Origin of the sequence: Micromonospora sp. WMMA2032 (genome assembly GCF_002688545.1) — a bacterium.
GTDB classification, from domain to species: Bacteria; Actinomycetota; Actinomycetes; order Mycobacteriales; family Micromonosporaceae; genus Micromonospora; species Micromonospora sediminicola.
Genome location: NZ_CP024052.1, coordinates 4,560,895 through 4,579,951, shown reverse-complemented (window position 1 = coordinate 4,579,951; position 19,057 = coordinate 4,560,895). Strand labels below are relative to the sequence as shown.

At 74.6% G+C, this 19,057-nt stretch carries 17 protein-coding genes; 6 read left to right on the top strand and 11 right to left on the bottom strand.

Annotated elements, in window-relative coordinates:
• The first annotated feature begins 2 nt into the window (after positions 1-2).
• A complete protein-coding gene (locus tag CO540_RS21205; RefSeq protein WP_099163361.1) occupies positions 3-2,018 on the top strand; it encodes a biotin carboxylase N-terminal domain-containing protein in 2,016 nt (671 codons plus the stop codon).
• Entirely contained in the window at positions 2,015-3,178 is a 1,164-nt protein-coding gene (locus tag CO540_RS21200; RefSeq protein ID WP_099163360.1) for an acyl-CoA dehydrogenase family protein, read from the top strand. Before CO540_RS21205 ends, CO540_RS21200 begins: the two co-directional genes overlap by 4 nt.
• 4 nt (positions 3,179-3,182) lie before the next feature.
• On the opposite strand, the gene CO540_RS21195 is transcribed toward CO540_RS21200, so the two are convergent.
• The 3 genes from CO540_RS21195 to CO540_RS21185 all read right to left on the bottom strand — a co-directional run bounded on the left by CO540_RS21195 (position 3,183) and on the right by CO540_RS21185 (position 7,062).
• Positions 3,183-4,220: a hypothetical protein gene (locus CO540_RS21195; protein WP_091568578.1), complete on the bottom strand. Its 1,038-nt coding sequence runs from the start codon at positions 4,218-4,220 to the stop codon at positions 3,183-3,185.
• Positions 4,217-5,158: a transporter substrate-binding domain-containing protein gene (locus CO540_RS21190; protein WP_099163359.1), complete on the bottom strand. Its 942-nt coding sequence runs from the start codon at positions 5,156-5,158 to the stop codon at positions 4,217-4,219. The genes CO540_RS21195 and CO540_RS21190 overlap by 4 nt, the downstream gene beginning before the upstream one ends.
• Positions 5,159-5,283: 125 nt before the next feature.
• Positions 5,284-7,062: an alpha/beta hydrolase gene (locus tag CO540_RS21185; protein WP_099163358.1), complete on the bottom strand. Its 1,779-nt coding sequence runs from the start codon at positions 7,060-7,062 to the stop codon at positions 5,284-5,286.
• Between the two features lie 236 nt (positions 7,063-7,298).
• Here CO540_RS21185 and CO540_RS21180 point away from each other — a divergent pair, with 236 nt between their 5' ends.
• On the top strand, positions 7,299-7,691 hold the full coding sequence (locus CO540_RS21180) for a hypothetical protein (protein ID WP_091568570.1): 393 nt from the start codon (positions 7,299-7,301) through the stop codon (positions 7,689-7,691).
• Here the strand turns inward: CO540_RS21180 and CO540_RS21175 are convergent.
• The 7 genes from CO540_RS21175 to CO540_RS21145 all read right to left on the bottom strand — a co-directional run bounded on the left by CO540_RS21175 (position 7,678) and on the right by CO540_RS21145 (position 15,489).
• Complete coding sequence (locus tag CO540_RS21175) at positions 7,678-9,174, bottom strand: serine/threonine-protein kinase (protein ID WP_099163357.1); 1,497 nt, start codon at positions 9,172-9,174, stop codon at positions 7,678-7,680. The genes CO540_RS21180 and CO540_RS21175 overlap by 14 nt on opposite strands.
• A 30-nt stretch (positions 9,175-9,204) precedes the next feature.
• A complete protein-coding gene (locus CO540_RS21170) occupies positions 9,205-9,675 on the bottom strand; it encodes a hypothetical protein (protein WP_091568566.1) in 471 nt (156 codons plus the stop codon).
• A gap of 137 nt (positions 9,676-9,812) precedes the next feature.
• Positions 9,813-13,391, bottom strand: coding sequence for an AAA family ATPase (locus CO540_RS21165; protein ID WP_099163356.1), 3,579 nt, complete (start codon positions 13,389-13,391; stop codon positions 9,813-9,815).
• Positions 13,388-14,182 carry an MBL fold metallo-hydrolase gene (locus CO540_RS21160; protein WP_099163355.1) on the bottom strand — a complete coding sequence of 265 codons (795 nt, stop codon included), beginning with the start codon at positions 14,180-14,182 and terminating at the stop codon, positions 13,388-13,390. The genes CO540_RS21165 and CO540_RS21160 overlap by 4 nt, the downstream gene beginning before the upstream one ends.
• 119 nt (positions 14,183-14,301) lie before the next feature.
• Entirely contained in the window at positions 14,302-14,763 is a 462-nt protein-coding gene (locus tag CO540_RS21155; protein WP_091568559.1) for a RidA family protein, read from the bottom strand.
• 64 nt (positions 14,764-14,827) lie between these two features.
• Entirely contained in the window at positions 14,828-14,983 is a 156-nt protein-coding gene (locus CO540_RS21150; RefSeq protein WP_013289021.1) for a DUF4177 domain-containing protein, read from the bottom strand.
• 62 nt (positions 14,984-15,045) lie between these two features.
• Positions 15,046-15,489 carry a hypothetical protein gene (locus CO540_RS21145; protein WP_099163354.1) on the bottom strand — a complete coding sequence of 148 codons (444 nt, stop codon included), beginning with the start codon at positions 15,487-15,489 and terminating at the stop codon, positions 15,046-15,048.
• A gap of 334 nt (positions 15,490-15,823) precedes the next feature.
• Here CO540_RS21145 and CO540_RS21140 point away from each other — a divergent pair, with 334 nt between their 5' ends.
• The 3 genes from CO540_RS21140 to CO540_RS21130 are packed head-to-tail and all read left to right on the top strand — an operon-like array spanning position 15,824 to position 18,648.
• The gene (locus tag CO540_RS21140) at positions 15,824-16,441 is read left to right on the top strand and encodes a hypothetical protein (RefSeq protein WP_099163353.1); all 618 of its coding nucleotides are present in this window, start codon (positions 15,824-15,826) and stop codon (positions 16,439-16,441) included.
• A 26-nt stretch (positions 16,442-16,467) separates the two neighbouring features.
• Positions 16,468-17,442: an ArsA-related P-loop ATPase gene (locus CO540_RS21135; RefSeq protein WP_099163352.1), complete on the top strand. Its 975-nt coding sequence runs from the start codon at positions 16,468-16,470 to the stop codon at positions 17,440-17,442.
• 54 nt (positions 17,443-17,496) lie between these two features.
• Positions 17,497-18,648 carry an ArsA-related P-loop ATPase gene (locus CO540_RS21130; RefSeq protein WP_172967893.1) on the top strand — a complete coding sequence of 384 codons (1,152 nt, stop codon included), beginning with the start codon at positions 17,497-17,499 and terminating at the stop codon, positions 18,646-18,648.
• A 21-nt stretch (positions 18,649-18,669) separates the two neighbouring features.
• On the opposite strand, the gene CO540_RS21125 is transcribed toward CO540_RS21130, so the two are convergent.
• A complete protein-coding gene (locus tag CO540_RS21125; RefSeq protein WP_043327856.1) occupies positions 18,670-18,990 on the bottom strand; it encodes a WhiB family transcriptional regulator in 321 nt (106 codons plus the stop codon).
• Positions 18,991-19,057 lie beyond the last annotated feature (67 nt).

Genomic DNA, 19,057 nt, shown 5'->3' with positions numbered 1-19,057 from the left:
CCATGATCACCACCCTTCTCGTGGCGAACCGGGGGGAGATCGCCCGCCGGGTCCTCGCCACCTGCCGGGCGCTCGGCGTGCGGACCGTCGTCGTGCACTCCGACGCGGACGCCGACGCGCCGTTCGTCGCCGAGGCCGACCAGGCGGTACGGCTGCCGGGGAACACGCCGGCCGAGACGTACCTGCGCGTCGACCTGATCCTGGACGCGGCCCGGCGGTCCGGCGCGGACGCCGTGCACCCCGGCTACGGCTTCCTCGCCGAGAACGCGGAGTTCGCCGCGGCCGTCACCGACGCGGGCCTGACCTGGGTCGGACCGTCGGCCAAGGCGATCGCCGCGATGGGCGACAAGATGGCCGCCAAGGCGCTGCTCGCCGACGCCGGCGTGCCGATGCTGCCCACCTGGACCGACCCCGGGCAGGTCACCGACTTCCCGGTGCTGGTCAAGGCCAGCGCGGGCGGCGGCGGCCGGGGCATGCGGATCGTCCGCGACGCGGCCGGGCTCGCCGAGGCCGTCGCGGGCGCGCGCCGCGAGGCGGCGGCGGCGTTCGGCGACGGCACGGTCTTCATCGAGCGGTACGTCGAGCGGGGTCGTCACGTCGAGGTGCAGATCTTCGGCGACACCCACGGCACGGTGGTGGCGCTCGGGGTGCGCGACTGCTCGATCCAGCGCCGCCACCAGAAGATCGTCGAGGAGGCGCCCGGCGTGCTTCCCGACGAGGTACGCGAACGGCTGCACGAGGCGGCGGTGGCGGCCGGCCGGGCGGTCGACTACGTGGGCGCCGGCACTGTGGAGTTCCTGCTGGCGCCGGACGGCCAGGTCCACTTCCTGGAGATGAACACCCGCCTCCAGGTCGAGCACCCGGTCACCGAGCTGACCACCGGCCTGGACCTGGTCCGCCTGCAACTGCTGGTCGCCGAGGGCGAGCCGCTGCCGGTCAGCACCACGCCGGCCCCGGACGGCCACGCCATCGAGGTACGGCTCTGCGCGGAGGACCCGGCCCAGGGCTTCCGCCCGGCCACCGGCACCCTGCACCGGTTCGCGATCCCCGGGGTCGCCGCCGAGTTCGGGCCGACCCGCGGGCTACGCCTGGACTCCGGCGTCGTGGACGGCTCGACGGTGGGCGTGCACTACGACTCGATGCTGGCCAAGTTGATCGCCTGGGCGCCCACCCGCGCCGAGGCGGCCCGCGCCCTGGCCGGCGCGCTGGCCCGGGCCGAGCTGCACGGCGTCGCCACCAACCGGGACCTGCTGGTCCGCGTGCTGCGCAGCGAAGAGTTCGCCGCCGCCGACGTGGACACCGGCTTCCTGGAGCGGCACCCGGAGGTCTTCGCGCCGCTGCTGCCGGCCGCGCAACTCCCGCTGGCCGCGCTGGCCGCCGCGCTGGCCGGCGCCGCCGCGCGCCGGGCCGCCGCGCCGGTGCTGGCCGGCCTGCCGTCGGGGTGGCGCAACGTGCCGGCCGTTCCGCAGGTCACCCGGTTCACCGGGCCGGACGGCGCGGAGATCGAGATCCGGTACCGGCTCGACCGCACCGGCGCGCTCGCCGCGTGGTCGACAGATGCAAGGAAGGGCCCCCTCTTAACGGATTCGGTAGAGGAAGGGGCCCCTCTTAACAACGTGGTGGAGCTGGTGAGCGCCGCGCCGGATCGGGTGGTGCTCGACGTCGACGGGGTGCGGCGCGCGTTCCGCGTACACCGGGTGGGGTCGTCGGTCTTCGTGGACGGCCCGGACGGGGCGGCGAGCCTCACCGAGCTGCCCCGGCTGCCCCGGCCCGCCGCGGAGCTGGCGGCCGGGTCGCTGCTCGCGCCGCTGCCCGGCGCGGTGACCCGGGTGCACGTCGAGGTCGGCCAGCGGGTCGCCGCCGGTGACCTGCTGCTGACGCTGGAAGCGATGAAGCTCGAACATCCCGTGCTCGCACCCGCCGACGGCGTGGTGGCGGAACTGCCGGTGCCGGCCGGCGGCCAGGTCGAGACGGGTGCCGTACTGGCCGTGGTGGACCCCGAGGAGGACCCGCAGTGAACTTCGACCTCACCCCCGAGCAGGACCAGCTCCGCGACGCCGTACGGGAGCTGGGCCGCAAGTACGGCCACTCCTACTTCGTCGGGAAGGCGAAGGCGGGAGAGCACACCACCGAGCTGTGGCACGAGGCCGGCCGGCTGGGCTACCTGGGCGTGAACATCCCCACCGAGTACGGCGGCGGGGGCGGCGGCATCACCGACCTGGCGCTCGTGTGCGAGGAACTGGCCGCGGCGGGCTGCCCGCTGCTGCTGCTCGTGGTCTCCCCCGCCATCGCCGCCACGGTGATCAACAAGCACGGTACGGAGGAGCAGCGCAAGAAGCACCTCCCCGGCCTCGCGGACGGCTCCCAGAAGATCGTCTTCGCGATCACCGAGCCGGACGCGGGCTCGAACTTCCACCGGCTCGGCACCGTCGCCCGGCGCGACGGCGACGACTGGCTGATCTCCGGCCGCAAGGTCTACATCTCCGGCGTCGACGAGGCCGGGCACGTGCTCGTGGTGGCCCGCACCGAGGACGCCGCGAGCGGCAGGTTGAAGCCGGCGTTGTTCATCGTGCCCACCGATGCTCCGGGCCTGGAGAAGTCCAAGCTGGACATGGAGATCCTGTCCCCGGAGAACCAGTTCCTGCTCTACCTGGACGACGTCCGACTGCCCGCCGACGCGCTGGTCGGCGAGTCGCTCGACGCCGGGCTGCCGGCGCTGTTCGCCGGGCTCAACCCGGAGCGGATCACGGTCGCCGCGATGGGCGCCGGCACCGGCCGGTACGCGATCGAGAAGGCGTCCGACTACACCGCCACCCGCAAGGTGTGGGGCGGCCGGTCGATCGGCTCGCACCAGGGCGTCGCGCACCCGCTCGCCCACGCGGCCGTGCAGGTCGAGCTGGCCCGGCTGATGATCTACAAGGCGGCCACGCTCTACGACGCCGGTCGCGACCTGGAGGCGGGCGTCTCCGGCAACATGGCCAAGTACGCGGCCGGCGAGGCCGCCGCGCTCGCCGTCGACACCGCCGTCCAGGCGCTCGGCGGCGCCGGCATGACCACCGAGTACGGCGTGGCAACGCTGCTCGGCGCGGTACGGGCCGGCCGGATCGCCCCGGTCAGCCGCGAGATGATCCTCAACTTCGTCGCCCAGCACGTCCTCGGTCAGGACAAGTCCTACTGACCGCTCAGTCGACCGTGCGGCAGGCGGCGTCGATGCGGTGCACCGGGCGGACCCGGCGGCCCAGCCCTTCCAGCAGCGAGTCCTCCACGTGGAAGTCGCGCACCCGCAACTGCCGCCGGGGCAGCTCGTCCTCGCTCGGGCAGAGCACCTGGGCGCGTACCTGGTCGACCGGCAGGTAGCGCACGCCGCCGCGCTCCTGGAGCAGCACCACGTCGACGTCGTCCACGGTGACGACGTGGCCACGCACGTCCTCGGTGACGCCCGGCGCGGACTCGACGGTGGTCACGGTCAGCGGCAGCACCGGCGTGCTGATCACCGGCAGCGCGGCCCAGACCAGCATGGCCAGCACCGCCGCCTCGGTGATCGACGCGAGCGGCCGGATCACCGCCGCCGGCAGCGGGCCGGTCACGAACAGGGCCAGGACCGGGGGTACGACCAGCAGCACCACCGCGAGCGCCTCCCCCTGCCGGCCGGCGTCGAGCAGCGTGGGCCCCAGCAGCCAGAGGTAGCCGACGAAGCCGGCGCCGAGCAGCAGCAGCCGGGGCACCCGCTGCTCGTGCAGCCGCTCCGGGCTGAGCTGGAACGCGGCCACGAACGCCGGCAGCAGCAACGGCAGGTAGAGCAGCGGCCAGGTGACCAGCGCGAGCAGGAAGCTGGCCACCGCGAACCAGGCCGGGGTGCTGTCCACCCAGCGCGCGAAGAGCGGGCGGCGCATCCCCGACGACATCCGGTCCACGCTGACCCGCAGCACCGCGCCGAGCGCGAACACCGCGACCAGCGCGGTGGAGAGCAGGGCGGCGGCCGTGGTGAGGAAGCCGGCCAGCAGGTTCACCGTGCCGACGTTGGCCACCAGCAGCAATGTGGTCTGCAACTCGCCGCCGGCCTCGACGCCGAGCCGCAGCACCGAGAAGACGGCGGGCACGCCGACGACAGCGGTCCAGAACGACTGGCTGGCCCGGGCGCGGCGCTCGGCGGGGTCGGCCGGCCGCGGTGCGGGACGGGTCGACTCGACGGTGTCCGGCAGGGTCGCCGGCGCGGTCATCGCCGGGGCGCCTTGTCGTCGAAGTCGACGAGCTTCGGCACGTCGAGCGGCTGCGGCTGGGACTTGTCCGCCTTCAGCCACGGCCCGAGCGTGCGGTTGTACGCGGTCAGCCAGGGGCTGCTGATCCCGTCCCGCCCCTCCAGGTAGCTCTTCTGCAGGAAGAACGCGACCAGGTCGCGCAGCGCCGGGTCGCCGATCGGCACCCCGATGCCGAGCAGCTCGCTGGTGCCGAACGGCATGTCGACGATCTCGAACTCGGTCGGGTACTGGGAGAGGAAGCCGGCCAGGATGGTCTCGTCCGAGCTGACCGCGTCGTAGCGCCCCTCCCGGATGCCCCGGACGCAGTCGCCGACCTCCTTCACCACGTACGCCCGGACCTGGTGCTTCTCCAGCTCCGCCTCGGTGGTCGAGCCGCCGCTGGTGCAGATCTTCAGCTCGGGTCGGCGCAGGTCCTCGATGGTGCGGACGCGGTCGCGCAGCCGCTTCGGCACCATCACCTCCTGGGTGGTGACGAAGTACGGCCCGGCGAAGCTGACCAGCTTCTGCCGCTCCTCGGTGATGGAGAAGCTGGACACGACCAGGTCGACGGTGCCGCCCTGGAGCGCGGGGATGCGGTCCTCGGTGGCCAGTGACACCCACTCGACCCGCTGGTCGCCCTCGAAGCCGAGCGACGAGGCGACGTAGCGGGCGATCTCCACGTCGAAGCCGGTGTGGGTGCCGTTGCGCAGCTCGCCCATCAACGGCTCGGTGGTGGCCACCCCGATCTTGATCTTCGCCTGCCCGTCGATGTGCGACTCGCGCAGCTTGTCGAGGACCGAGGGCAGCGGCGGCTCGCGGCGGTTGTCGCAGCCGGCCACGGCGGCCAGCGTCAACGTCAGCGCCACCGCCAGCGTGGTGGCGAGGGAACGGAACCGGTGGCGGGAAAAGACCTCGGGCATCGGGCGACCTCGATCGGGAACACGACGACGGGCACTCAGGGTAGCGGTCGGCGCACACTGCGCCGCGCATCGCCGGGCCCGGGGTACGGCGGGTGCCCGATCACCCGCCGTACCCCGGGGGTTCCTCAGCGCACGGTCAGCGTGCCGACCGCGGGCCGCGGCGTCGCCACCGGCGGCAGCCGCTTCGGCTCGCCCCGGCCGGGCTCGCCGGCCTTGGCCAGCGCGCTCTTGGACGCGTCCGCGCGGTCGGCCGCCGGCTCGTCCTGGAACGGCTGCGCGTCACCGACGCAGACCGTGCCCTTGGCCGGCAGCTTGCCGGTGAGCAGGTACGTGTCGATCCGGCCGGTCACGCACGCCGACGTGCCGTACGCGGTGTGCCCCCAGCTGTCGCTGCTCAGCAGCCGGCTGTTCGGCAGCAGCTTGGCCGAGCCGACCGCGCCCTGGTAGTTGGTCGCCGGGTCCCAGTAGTTGCCGACCACCAGCACCGGGGCGGCGGTGACGCGGTTGAACGGCCCGGTCCAGGCGTCCTCGTCGCGCACGGTCCAGGTGTTGCGGGCGCAGGGCGCGGTGCCCCAGGCCCAGGCGCGCCCGAAGTACGGCGCCCGCCGGTCCTCCTTGGCCGACAGCGCCGGCCACGCGTCCGCGCTCTTCGGGTGGTACGCGTCGGTGCAGTCGACGGTCAGGAACGTCTCCAGCCCGTTGTCGTACGGGAAGTCGTACCCCCGCTGTTGGCGGGCCTGCGCCGCGCGGGCGGCGAGCGCCTGGCGGGCCGAGGCGGCGGCGGCCTTGCCGGCGGCCGGATCGGTCAGGGCCAGCAGCTGGCTGGTCAGATCCACCACGGAGGTCCAGCCGTACGGGTCGTAGAGCGCACCGAGCGTGGCGCCGACGAAGTCGGCGTAGGTGACGGTGAACGAGCCGAAGTCCGGGTCGTCGATCACCGCCGGCTTCTTGCGCAGCCGCTTCGCCACGGTCTCGTACGCGGCGACCGGGTCGCCGGTGGCCGCCAGCGCGCACTGCTCCGGGCCGGCCTTGTCGCACCGGACGAGGATCTCGTGCAGCGCCTGGTACGCCCCGTCGGCGCTGCGCAGCCGGGTCTCCTGGAGCTGGTCGCGGGCCTTGCCCTGGCCGACCCAGGCGTTCGGGTTGAGCACCCCGTCGACGACGAGCGCGCGGAAGCGGTCCGGGAACATGTTGGCGTAGTACTGCCCCAGTGCGGTGCCGTAGCTGAAGCCCAGGTAGCTGAGCTTCTTGTCGCCGACCGCCCGGCGCAGCACGTCCATGTCGCGGGCCACCTCGGCGGTGGACGCGGCGCCGGTCAGCGGCTTGCCGGTGGTCGAGCACGCCTTGCCGACCGCCTTCGACGCGGCGACGTACGCCTTCTCCTCCGCCTTCGTCCACGGGAACGCGACGTTCAGCCCGGCGTACGCCCGGGTCTGGTCCTTCACCGACCGGAAGCACCTGATGTTCGAGCTGGCCTCGACGCCACGCGGGTCGACACCGACGATGTCGAAGCGGTCGAGCAGGTCGTCGCCGAGGAAGTAGGGTGCGGCGAGCGCGATGCTGGTGCCGGAGCCGCCCGGGCCGCCCGGGTTGAGGAAGAGGCTGCCGACCTTGTGCTGCTGGTCGCGGGCCTTGACCCGGAGCAGCGCGACCTCGGTGGTGGCGCCCTTCGGGTTGTCGTAGTCCAGCGGGAGCCGGACCGTGGCGCACTCGGCGTAGTCGTAGCAGGCGTACCAGTCGAGCTTCGGCGTCGGCACGCGGTCCACCCGGCGTGCCTCGGCCGCGCTGGTGCGGTCGTACGCGGGCGGTTGCGGTGTCGCCGCCGCGGCGGGCGCGACGGCCGGTCCGGCGAGGAGGACGCCGGCGATCCCTGTTGCGGCGAGGGACCGGATTGCACGGGGCATGAGGCTGCCTTCCGTCGGGGAACAGTTCCGTCGAGGAGACCTCGACCCCCGTCACTTTAGGGAGAGACGGCCACCGGAGCTGCCCCCCAAACGCGGACCGACGCCGCAAACAGCCAAGGAATGTAACGATTTTTTCTCGATCGACGCTTTTCGCCGCTCCGAAGTGGAGCGTGGGTGACGGGAAGCCGTCCCGGGCCGGCGGTTGACAGGTCGACGCGCTGGGCCATGCTTGTCGGGTGAGTTCGTTCCCGAAGCCCGATGCGCGGGCGAAGGCCGTCGTCGCGTCCGTGGCGACGGTCGTCGCGGTGGTGACGCTGGCGGTCTGGCGACCGCCCGGCATCCTCTCGGTCGTGTTGGCCCTGGTCTGTGTCCTGCTCGGCATGGTCGCCGGGGTGACGGTCACCGCGGCCCGGCAGGCCGGCCCTCCGCCGGCCCCGGCGGAGAGCACCTGGCCGACCCAGGACCCGGGGTACGGAGTGGACGCCGACACGCTGGAGGCGATCGACCCGCGGGCGGTGCGAAACCTGCGCACCCCCGCCGGTCATCCGGTGGACGCGGACACGCTGGAGGCGCTCGACCCCCGGGCCGTCCGGCAGCAGCGGACCGTGAACGGGCTCAGCGACCGGTGAGGGTGGGGCTGGCGAGCGCGTCCACGCCCCGCCCGGCCAGGCAGCGGTAGGTGCGGCCCGGCTCGGTCGAGGCGGGCGGCAGCACCTCCAGGTTCCACCCGGCCGCCGGCCCGATGCCGCTGACCAGCTGGAACGTGCCGACGTTGCAGACCTTGCGGACGGCCGGGTCGGCGACGACCGTGTCGTGGCCCGCCCCGGTGAGCGCGACGGGCAGGTCACCGGCCGCGTAGGTCTCCCAGGTGTGCCGACCGTCGCACGGCACCCGGCTCGCCTCGGCGCGGTCGCGCCGCAACCGCACCGGGCCGTAGCACTCCAGCTCGGCCGCGCAGTGCGCCCCGTCGGGGAGCCGGACGTCGGCGGAGGCACACCCCGGCACCGGTGTCGCCCCGACCACGCCGGTGGCCACCGGGGTCGGCGACACCACCGACGGCGCTCCGCCGGCCATCCAGGCGCCCCCGGCGGCCGACGCGGCCAGCGCGAGCACCCCGGCCCCGCCGAGGAACCAGCGCCGGGGCCAGCGTCGGCTCCGGGTCGGCACGGTCGGGTGGTCGTGCTCGGCCGGCGGTCGCGGGCTCGGCCCGCCGGCACGACTGTGCGGGCCGCCCGCGGCGCCACCGCCGGGAGTCAGGAACGGCGAGCCGCTCACCGGGATGTTCGGGTCGAGCGGGAGCGAGGCGAGCAGGCCGCGGAGTTCCACCGCGGAGGGGCGTTCGCCCGGGTCGTTGGACATTCCGAGGCGGAGCACGTCGATCAGCTCGTCGGGGACGCCGGGCAGGCCCGGGATCGGCTGCTGGAACATCTCCAGCACGGTGACCAGGCTCGGGTTGCGTTCGGACTGCCAGCGCGGGGGGCGGCCGTGCATCACCGCGTAGAGCGTGGCGCAGAGCGCGTAGACGTCGACCGCGGGGCTGGGCGGGCTGTGGCTGAACATCTCCGGCGGCGCGTACGCCGGGGTGAGCACCTCCAGCGTGACCGAGGCGTCGCGCACCTCGGCCAGCACCGCCAGGCCGAAGTCGGCCAGCACCGCCGAGTTGAACTCCGAGTGCAGGATGTTGGCCGGCTTGACGTCGCGGTGCAGCACACCGGCCGCGTGCGAGTGGGCCAGCGCGTCGGCGATCTTCACCCCGAGGTCGCGGGTCTCCAGCGGGCCCAGCGGCGAGGTCTTCATGCGCTCCGCGTACGAGCCGTCGCAGAGCTCCATGATGAGGTAGGGATGCTGGTCGACGGTGACGCCGACGTCGAAGAGGTCCACCACGTGCGGGTGGGACGACATCCGCCCGGCCGCGCGCGCCTCGCGCAGGAAGCGTGCCTGGTCGCGCTCGTGGTCCAGCGTCCGGTTCTCCACCTTGACCGCCACCTCGCGCCCGACGGAGATCTGGGTGGCCCGGTAGACGGTGGCGTAACCGCCCCGGGCAAAGACCTTCAGATCGGTCAGACCGGGCACGATGGGCAGCCGCAGGGCGCCGGGCGGGGTCTCGGTCACGGCTCGAAAATACCCAACGGTCCCGGTCGCTCAGCGCGCCGCGTCGGGGGCCGGCGCCGCCGCGGAGTCGTCGGGCCGGGTCGACCCGGCCGCGCCGGCGGCCGCCCGACGGGCGTCCCACCACAGGCCGACGGCGGTCGCGACCGCGCCCAGCCCCTCCCACGCCGCCACCCCGAAGAACCGGTCCGGCGCCACGTCGGAGAGCACCGCGATGGTGAACACGGTGAACGTGACCAGCCGGAACCAGACGGTGAACCGGTAGAACGGGCGCCACTCGGTGGCGACCGCGAGCAGGTAGTAGACCCCCATGTTGAAGGAGGCCATCGAGGACGCGGTGAGGAACGTGCCGGTGTAGTCACCGGGGGCGCGCTCCGTCGGCACCTCGAAGCCGAGCAGGCGCAGCTGCGTCTCCGGCCAGATCAGGCCCAGCGCGCCGAGCAGCAGCGCCAGCAGCCCGAAGACCGCGATCGTCCAGCCGGCGCCGGAGCGCGGCAGCCTCATCGTTCCTCCCCAGCAACGGTCCGCCGGTGGCCGCTCGGGCACACCGGTGGTGGCCGTCGATCCCGACGGCAGCGCCCCACGCTAACCGGCCCCACCGACGAGCACATCCCCGGAACCGGCAGAACAGGGGTGGGTGGTCAGCCGCCGGCGAGACGGGCCCGCAGCGCGTCGGCGGCGGCCCGCTCGCTGCGCTGCTCGGTGGCGTACGCCAGACGCACCGCCTCCTCGGCGCCGGCCAACGCCTCCGCCGGACGTCCGCAGGCGTCGAGCGCCTCGGCCAGGACCAGCTGCGCCACCACCTGACTGCGGACGTCCTCGGCCGGAGCGGAGACCGCCCGCCGCGCCCAGTCCAGCGCCTGCTCGCGCTGGCCGTGGGCGAGGAGCGCGGCGGCGTACCGGGCCATCGTCTGCCGGCGGGAGAACAGCAGCGACGGCGCGTTCGCCGCGCCGGTGGCGACCGGGGCGAGAAGTCCCACCGCGGTGCCCGGGTCGCCGGCCGCCACGCGGGCCATGGCGAGCAGCACCCGCGGCGCGACCTGGGCCGGAGCCTGCGGGTTGTGCGGCTCCACAGTGGTCAGCACCGACCGCGCCTCCCGCTCCGCGGTCTCGTGGTCGCCCATGTCCAGCGCCACGAAGCCGCGCAGTGTGCCGGCCATCCCGGTGAGCAGCGGGTGGGTGGTGCGGTCGGCGTAGGCCAGCGCGTCGGTGAACAGGTCGGCGGCGTGCTCCGGCTCGCCCAGCCCGCGGGCCACCACGCCACGCACCACCAGCGCGAAGCCCTGCCCCCAGTCGTCACCCACCTCGGCGAAGTCCCGGTAGGCGCGGCGGGCCGCCCGGTCCGCCTCGGCCAGGTCGCCCAGTTCGGCGGTGGCGTACGCCTCGACCGCCCGCAACGTGCCCACCGCCCACGCCTCGCCGACCCGCTCCCCGAACGGCAGGAAGACCCGCGCCAGCCGGCACGCCTCCCGCAACCGACCGGCCAGCAGCCGGGCGAACGCGGTGGTGCCGCGCAGCCAGGCCCGCCCGTACGGGTCCTTCAGTTCGGCGAACAACCGGGCGGCACGGCCGAGCACCGCGTCGGTGCCGGCGAAGTCGCCGCGGGTGGTGGTCACCCAGGCCAGGTTCTGCAACGACCAGGCCTGCCCGCGCGGATCCCTCGCGGCGAGACTGACCTGATAGGAGGCGGCCAGGCGGCTGCTCGCCTGCCCCAGCCGGCCGGCGATGAAGTCGGCCATGCCGAGCCGGCGCATCGCCGAGGCCCGCACCGTGGGCAGCTCGGCGTCGGTGGCCACCTGCAACGCCTCCTGCCAGCTGCGCTCGGCCCGCTCGGCGTCGCCCAGCGTCTGCTGGGCCTGTCCGGCGAGCAGCAGCGCGGCGGCCCGGATGGTGGGTTCGCCGGTGTTCGCGGCGATCTTCTCGGCCGAGGCCAGCGCGTCGGCCGGGCGGCCGATCTGCAGCAGCGCCCGGGCGTGCACCACCCGGTCGGCCGGCGGCACCCCGTCGCGGGCCAGTTCGGCCGCGCGCTCGGCGTACTCGACCGCCATCGCCGGCTCCCCGGAGCGCAGCGACCGGCGGGCCGCCCGGCTCAGCGCGGCCACGCCCAGCGGGGCGACCGCCCGGGCCGGCGCGTCCGGGCGGAGCTTGACCGCGTCGGCGAGCCGGGTCGCCCGCTCGACGTGCTCGGCGACGAAGTCGTCCCGGGCCGCCTCGGTGAACCCGCCGGCCGGCGGGGCGGTCCCGTCCACGCTCTCCGGCGCGGCCCAGCGGGCCAGCGCGGCGTGCCGCTCGGCCAGCTCGGCCTTGCTCACTCCGGCGTACGCGGCCTCCCGCATCAGCGGCGTGGCGAACGCGAACCCGGTGCGGGTGCGGTGCAGCATCCGGCGTTGCAGCAGCTCCTCGACCGCCCGGTCCAGCTCGACCGCGGCCACCGCGGCGGGTCGGCCGTCCCGCCCGACCCGCTGTTCGCGCAGCGCCTCCAGCGCGCCGCCCGGCACGGTGTCACCGACCACCGCCGCGTCCCGCAGCACCGAGCGGGCGTCCGGCGGCAGCGCGTCGATCCGGGCCGCGAGCACGGCGGCGAGGTCTCGGGAGAGCAGCCGGCTGCCCAGCGAACCGGGGGCGAGGCGCCAGCCGACGTCCGCGCCGCGACCCGGCCCGGCGGTCAGCGCGCCGCGCTCCATCAGCAGCGTGACCAGCTCGGCCAGGTAGAACGCGTTGCCCTGGGCGGTGGCCAGCAGCCGGTCCGTGTCGGCCTGGGGCAGGCGGCCACCGGCCAGGTAGCTGGTGAGCAGCCGGGACGCGTCCGCGCCGCGCAGCGGCGGCAGCGCGTGCACCTCGGCGTCCGCGAGCCGGGTCAGGGCGCCGGCGGTCCGCACCAGCTCGGGCCGGCCGAGCAGGAGCACCAGCGCCGGGCCGGAGAGCCGGTTGAGGGTCAGCGCCAACGCCTTGACCGTCTCGGCGGTGGCGTCGTGCAGGTCGTCCACCACGATCACCAGGGGCGCCTCGCCGGCGAGCGCGCTGAGCAGGTCCGCGACCGCGTTCGGCACCGCTTCGGCGTCCGGTGGCGGGGCCGCCGCGCTCCACTCGCCGGTCTCCGTCCCGGCGGGCAGTTCGGCGTACCCGAGCAGGGCCAGGAGCTGGTCGACGGCGATCGGCGGCAGGTCGCCGGGAAGTCGGGCGAGGCGCTGCCCGAGCCGGCGCAGCCGTTCCTCGACGGCGGCCCGGGTGATCGCGGTCGCCGCGTCGTTGGGCAGGCCGACCGCCGCGCGGACCAGGTCGGCCAGGGGCGCGAGCCGGCGGCGCTCGCCGAACGCGGCGCAGCGGACCGAGAGCACCCGGGCGCCGGTGTGCGCCGCGTACCTGCCCGCGCCGACGTCGTAGCCGGCGGCGAGGCGTTCCACCTCGGCCGCGAACCGGGACTTGCCGATGCCCGCCTCGGCGGTCACCAGCAGCACCCGGGGCTCACCCCGGTCGATCACCTCGGCGAGCCGCCCCGCGACCCGGCCGATCTCGGTCTCCCGGCCCACGAAGGGGGCCTCGTCACCGAGTCCGGAGCGGGTGCCCGGCGCGTCCAGCAGGCCCAGCAGCTCGTACGCCTCGACCGGCTCGCGCTTGCCCTTGAGCCGCAACGGGCGCAGCGCCCGCCAGGACGCCACGTGCCGGGTGGCGGCGGAGGTCCGCCCGCCGGCGTAGACCGCGCCGACCGCGGCGGCGTCGGCCAGCCGCGCCGCCGTGTTCACGGTGTCGCCGATGACGGTGTATTCGATGGCCGCCTGGATCCCGGCGATCACGTCGCCGGTGTTGAGCCCGACCCGCAGGCCCAGCGGCGCGCCGCCGCCCCGTTCGTCGTCGAGCACCCGGCGGACCGCCCGCTGCATGGACAGCGCGGCCCGCACCGCCCGCTCGGCGTCGTCCTCGTGCGCCACCGGCGCGCCGAAGACCGCCATGATCCCGTCGCCGGTGAGCTTGTCGACGTGCCCGCCGAACGTCTTGACCGCGCCGGCCAGCGCGGCCAGCACCCGGTCGGTGACCGCGCCGACCCGCTCCGGGTCCAGGTCCTCCGACCAGGAGGTGAAGTCGGAGAGGTCGCCGAAGAGCACGGTGACCACCCGGCGCTCGGCGGCCGGCAGCGTGGCGGCGGCCGGCAACGCGGCCCCGCAGTTGTGGCAGAACCGCGCGCCGGGCACGGCGACGGTCCCGCACACCGGGCAGGTCACGGCTGTTCCACCCCGAGGTATTCCAGCTGGGCGCGGACCGACCACTCGGCGGCCCACCACAGCGACCGGTCGACGTCGGCGTAGACCACCGCGACCACCTCGGGCGCGGTGGTGGCGCCGGCGGCCACCGCGGCACGCACCTGGTCGAGCCGGGCCCGCCGGTGGGCCAGGTAGAACTCGGCCGCCGCGCCGCAGTCGGCCAGCGCCGGGCCGTGGCCCGGCAGCGCCCGGACCCCGCGGTACGTGGAGAGCAGCTCCAGGCTGGACAGGTAGTCACCGAGGTTGCCGTCGGGGTGGGCGACCACGGTGGTGCCCCGGCCCAGGATCGTGTCGCCGGTCAGCACGACCCGTTCGTCGCCGTGCGCGGCCAGCAGGCAGACCGAGTCGGCGGTGTGCCCGGGCGTGCTCAGCAGCCGGACGTCGAGGCCCGTGTCGAACGTGCTGTCGGCGGTCAGCGGCGCCCCACCGGCGGTGTGCGCCGGGTCGGCGGCGAGCACCGGCACGCCGCCGAGCAGCTCGCGCAGCCGGGGTGCCCCCTCGGTGTGGTCCGCGTGCCCGTGCGTGATCAGCACCAGCCCGACCGGCCCGTGCGCCGCGATCGCGGTCAGGTGCGCCTCGTCGGCCGGCCCCGGGTCGACCACCACGGCCGGCGCGTCCGGGCCGGCCCGCAGCACCCAGGTGTTCGTCCCGTCGAGCGTCATCGGCCCCGGGTTCGGCGCCCGCAGCAGCGAGACCCACCCGGGCAGCTCATCCGCGAGCGCCCCTGCGGCCCCGCTCACACGCCCACCCATGGCAGCGATCGTACGACTCCGCCCGCCACTCCCCGCGATCTTGCAGCTCCGGCCCCGGGTTTGTCCCCGTCTGGAGGCTTGTGCCGGGGCGGGAACTGCAAGATCACGGGGACGGGGCGTTACGCCACCTCGACGATGACCTCGACCTCGACCGGGGCGTCGAGGGGGAGTTCGGCCACGCCCACCGCGCTGCGGGCGTGGCGGCCGGCCTCGCCGAAGACCGACCCGAACAGGTCGGAGGCGCCGTTGATCACGCCGGGCTGACCGGTGAAGCCGGATGCGCTGGCCACGAAGCCGGTCAGCTTCACCACCTTGACCACGTTCTCGAGGCCGACCAGCGCGTCGATCGCGGCGAGCGCGTTCAGCGCGCACCGCTGCGCCAGGTCCTTCGCCTGCTCGGCGGAGACGCCGTTGCCGACCTTGCCGGTGGCGAGCAGCTTGCCGTCGGCCATCGGGAGCTGACCGGAGACGTACACGTGCTGCCCGGACTGGACGGCCGGCACGTAGCTGGCCACCGGCGGCACCACCTCGGGCAGGTCGAGACCGAGCTCGGCGAGCTTCGCGTGGGGTCCGTTGCTCATGCGTCGATGTCCTTCGTTCGCGACTGCGGGGCTCGCAACCCCGGCTCACTCCTCGCGCTCACACTCAGCCCTTCGGGCGCTTCAGGTACGCGACGAGCTGCTCCGGGTTCGGGCCGGGCACCACGGAGACCAGCTCCCAGCCGTCCTCGCCCCAGTTGTCGAGGATCTGCTTGGTCGCGTGGACCAGCAGCGGGACCGTGGCGTATTCCCACTTCTGCATCGGAGGAAGGCTCCCTTGCCTGACTTGGACTTCGGTCAGGCACAGCCTACGGTCCGCCGCCCTCAGCGGGACGCGGGACGCTGCTCCGGCGCGGGCGGCTCGCCGCACGGGCCCTCGTGCTCGTAGCGCTGCGGGCAGCGGCTGCGGTCGGGCAGCAGCAGGTCGCAGAAGACGCGGTGCCGGTTGTTCTGGTCGTCGGCGGTGGAGACGGTGGTCTCGCCGGCGTCCAGCTCGACCAGGAAGCCCAGCGAGGTGGCCACCGTCCCGGCCAGCGCGGTGGCCGCCGCCAGATCGGGCACCCGCACGGGCAGGTGGATGACGTAGCCGGGCTCCTCCTCGTCGCGACCCCGCCCGGCCGGCCGGACCAGCGTGCGGACCACCTCGACCGGGGGCCGGTACGACCGCTCGTTGAACGGCGTGCCCGTGCCGGGAACCTCGGCGTCGCCGGGCCGCCCGGCCCGGTCGCCGGGGAACTGGGCTCGGGGAATGTTCTCCGCGTCGCGCATCCGCTGCCTCCGGGCGTCGTACCTGTTCACCACCACCACCGTCCGGCTCGGGACCTCCCCGGTCCGGCCCCCCGCGTCGCGACGAACGTAGGACCTGGAGCCAGTCCCGGCAACGGGACGCGCACGTCTGATCACGTCAAGTCACATATGCGACACAAGGCTGGTCCGGAACGCGACGACGACGCGGCGCCCGGCACGGGCGTACGCGGGGCTGGCAAGCGGCCCGGCGACCGCTACCCTTCCGGACTGGGCGCGCGCCGTCGCTCGCCCGCACCTCGACCCCGTGCCCGTCGCCTGGGGCGGCGACGGGCGCGCCGCAACCCGGGGGAGACACATGACCCAACCGCCCGTCGGGGGCGCCACCGGCACGCCCGGCGACCCGATCCCGCAGCCGGCGTCCGCCGGCCTCACGCCGCCCGGGCCCGGCGTTCCGGCCCCCGGCGCCACACCGCCGCCCGGGTCCGGTCCCGCTCCCGGCCACCCGGCCTACCCGGCGGGGCCGCCGCCGCGCAAGCGTCCGACCCTGTTGATCGCCTCCCTCGTGCTGGCCGCGGCGGTGCTGCTCTGCGGCGGCGGGGGGACGGCCGCGTTCCTCGCCCTGCGCGACGGCGAGGACGGCCGGGGCGCGAAGGAGCCGCAGGTGGCGGTGGAGGGCTTCCTCAAGGCGGTCTACCAGGAGCGGGACGCCGAGAAGGCGGCCACGTTCGTCTGCTCCGCGGCCCGTGACGACCGGAAGATCGCGGCCAAGGTCGCCGAGGTGCAGAAGTACGCCGGCCAGTACCAGAACCCCCGGTTCCGCTGGACCAACCCGGTGGTCGACAACCAGACCGGTGACCGGGCCACGGTCTCCACCCGGGTCACCATGACCACGGCCGACGAGAAGGTCGCCGACCAGGAACTGCGCTTCACCGTGGTGCAGAAGACGGGTTGGTGGGTCTGCGAGGTCGCCTGATCCGCCGGGCTGGTTAGGCTCGACGGGTGGCAGCGAGTGAGCAGCCGGCCGAGACCGCCGGCAGATGGCCGGCCCGCCTGCACGTGGTGACCGGCAAGGGCGGCACGGGGAAGACCAGCGTGGCCGCCGCGCTGGCCCTCGGGCTGGCCGCCGGGGGCCGGCGCACCCTCCTGGTCGAGGTGGAGGGGCGGCAGGGCATCGCCCAGCTCTTCGGCACCGAACCGCTGCCGTACGAGGAGCGACACCTCACCGACGCGCCGGGCGGCGGTGAGGTGCGGGCCCTGGCGGTCGACGCCGAGGCGGCGCTCCTCGAATACCTGGACATGTTCTACAAGCTGGGCGCCGCCGGCCGGGCGCTGCGCAAGCTCGGCGCGATCGACTTCGCCACCACCATCGCCCCGGGCCTGCGCGACGTGCTGCTCACCGGCAAGGTCAAGGAGGCGACCACCCGCACCAGCGGGTCCCGTCGGGCGTACGACGCGGTGGTGCTGGACGCCCCACCGACCGGACGGATCGGCCGCTTCCTCAACGTCACGGCGGAGACCGCGCGGCTGGCCAAGGTCGGCCCGATCAAGACCCAGAGCGAGGGCGTGTCCGCGCTGCTGCGCTCGCCGATGACCGCGGTGCACGTGGTGACGCTGCTGGAGGAGATGCCGGTCCAGGAGACGCTCGACGCGGTCGCCGAGCTGACCCAGCTCGGCTTCCCGGTCGGCCGGGTGATCGTCAACGGCGCCCGCCCGCCGGTGCCCGCCGGGCGCGCGGTGACCGCGGCGGAGCTGAAGCGGGGGTTGTCCGCCGCCGGTCTGCCGACCGATGCCCGGACCGTGGCCGGTCTCGCCGCCGAGGCGCGCGACCAGCGGGTACGCCGTGAGCTGGAGGACTCGCTCCGCGGTGACCTGGTGGAGCTGGGGCTGCCCCTGACCGAGCTGCCGCTGCTGCCCGACGGGGTCGACCGGGCCGGACTGGAGACGCTGGCCGAGGTCCTCGTCCGGGCGGATTGACTCACACCTGCGGCCGGCACGGAGCAGAGACGCCCTCGGGACCGATACGCTCGATTGGTGCCTTCCGAAGACGCGGCGCCTCCGCTGGACGTCGACCAGATCCTCGCCGACCCCGGCGTGCGGATCGTGGTCTGCTGCGGGGCGGGCGGCGTGGGCAAGACGACCACCGCGGCGGCGCTGGCGCTGCGCGCGGCCGAGCAGCACGGCCGACGGACGGTGGTGCTCACCATCGACCCGGCCCGCCGGCTGGCCCAGTCGCTCGGCCTGACCGAGCTGGACAACACGCCCCGGCAGGTCAAGGGCATCGACGTCGAGTCCAGCGGCGGCGAGCTGCACGCCATGATGCTCGACATGAAGCGCACGTTCGACGACGTGGTGCTCCAGCACACCGACCCGGCCAAGGCCGCGGAGATCTTCTCGAACCCCTTCTACCAGGCCATGAGCTCCACCTTCGCCGGCACGCAGGAATACATGGCGATGGAGAAGCTGGGTCAGCTGCACGCCCGGGGCGAGTGGGACCTGATCGTGGTGGACACGCCGCCGTCCCGCTCCGCGCTCGACTTCCTCGACGCGCCGGCCCGGCTGTCCCGGTTCCTCGACGGCCGGATGCTGCGGCTGCTGCTGGCCCCGGCGCGCACCGGCGGGCGGAGCATGTTCAGCCTGGTGACGGCGAGCTTCGGGATGTTCTCCAAGGTGGTGCAGAAGGTGCTCGGCGCGCAGCTGCTCACCGACCTGTCCGGCTTCGTCGCCGCGCTCGACTCGATGTTCGGCGGGTTCCGGCAGCGGGCCGAGCAGACGTACCGGATCCTGCAGGCCGGGGAGACGGCGTTCCTGCTGGTCGCGGCGCCGGAGCCGGACGCGGTCCGGGAGGCGGCCTACTTCGCGGGCCGGCTACGTGAGGAGCGGATGCCACTGGCCGGGCTGGTGCTCAACCGGGTGCACGAGCCGGCGGTGCCGGAGCTGACCGCGGCGGAGAGCCTGGCCGCGGCGGAGCGGCTGGCGGCCGAGGGCGGGCACGAGGGCACCGTCGAGGTGTTGCGCGCGCACGCCGCGCTGGCCCAGCAGGCGGTACGCGAGCAGCAGGTGGCGGCCCGCTTCACCGAGGCGTTCCCGGCGGTGCCGGCGGTGTCGGTGACGGCGCAGCCCGCCGACGTGCACGACGTCGACGGGCTGCGGACGATCGGTGAGGCGATCAGCCGGCGGTGATCCCGCCGACCCGCGTGGCAGTCAGGTGGCGGTGGTGACCAGCACCTTGTCCTTGCCGGCCTTCTCCTTGGCGTTCTTCTTCATGGCCGCCTCGAACATCTTGCGCCAGCTGGTCACCTGCGGGTGCCGCCGCAGCAGCGCGCGTCGCTCGCGTTCGGTCATGCCACCCCACACACCGAACTCGATCCGGTTGTCGAGCGCGTCGGCCAGGCACTCGTACCGAACTGGGCAGCTCCGGCAGATCCTCTTCGCCACGTTCTGTTCGGCGCCCTGTACGAACAACGCGTCCGGGTCCCCGTTCTGACACGCCGCCAGTGACGGCCAGTCAGTGATCATGCCCATCTGTACACGTCCCCCCTTGCAGTACCTACCGACTTCGCGCGAGCAGCCAGCTCTTCGGACCCCCCGG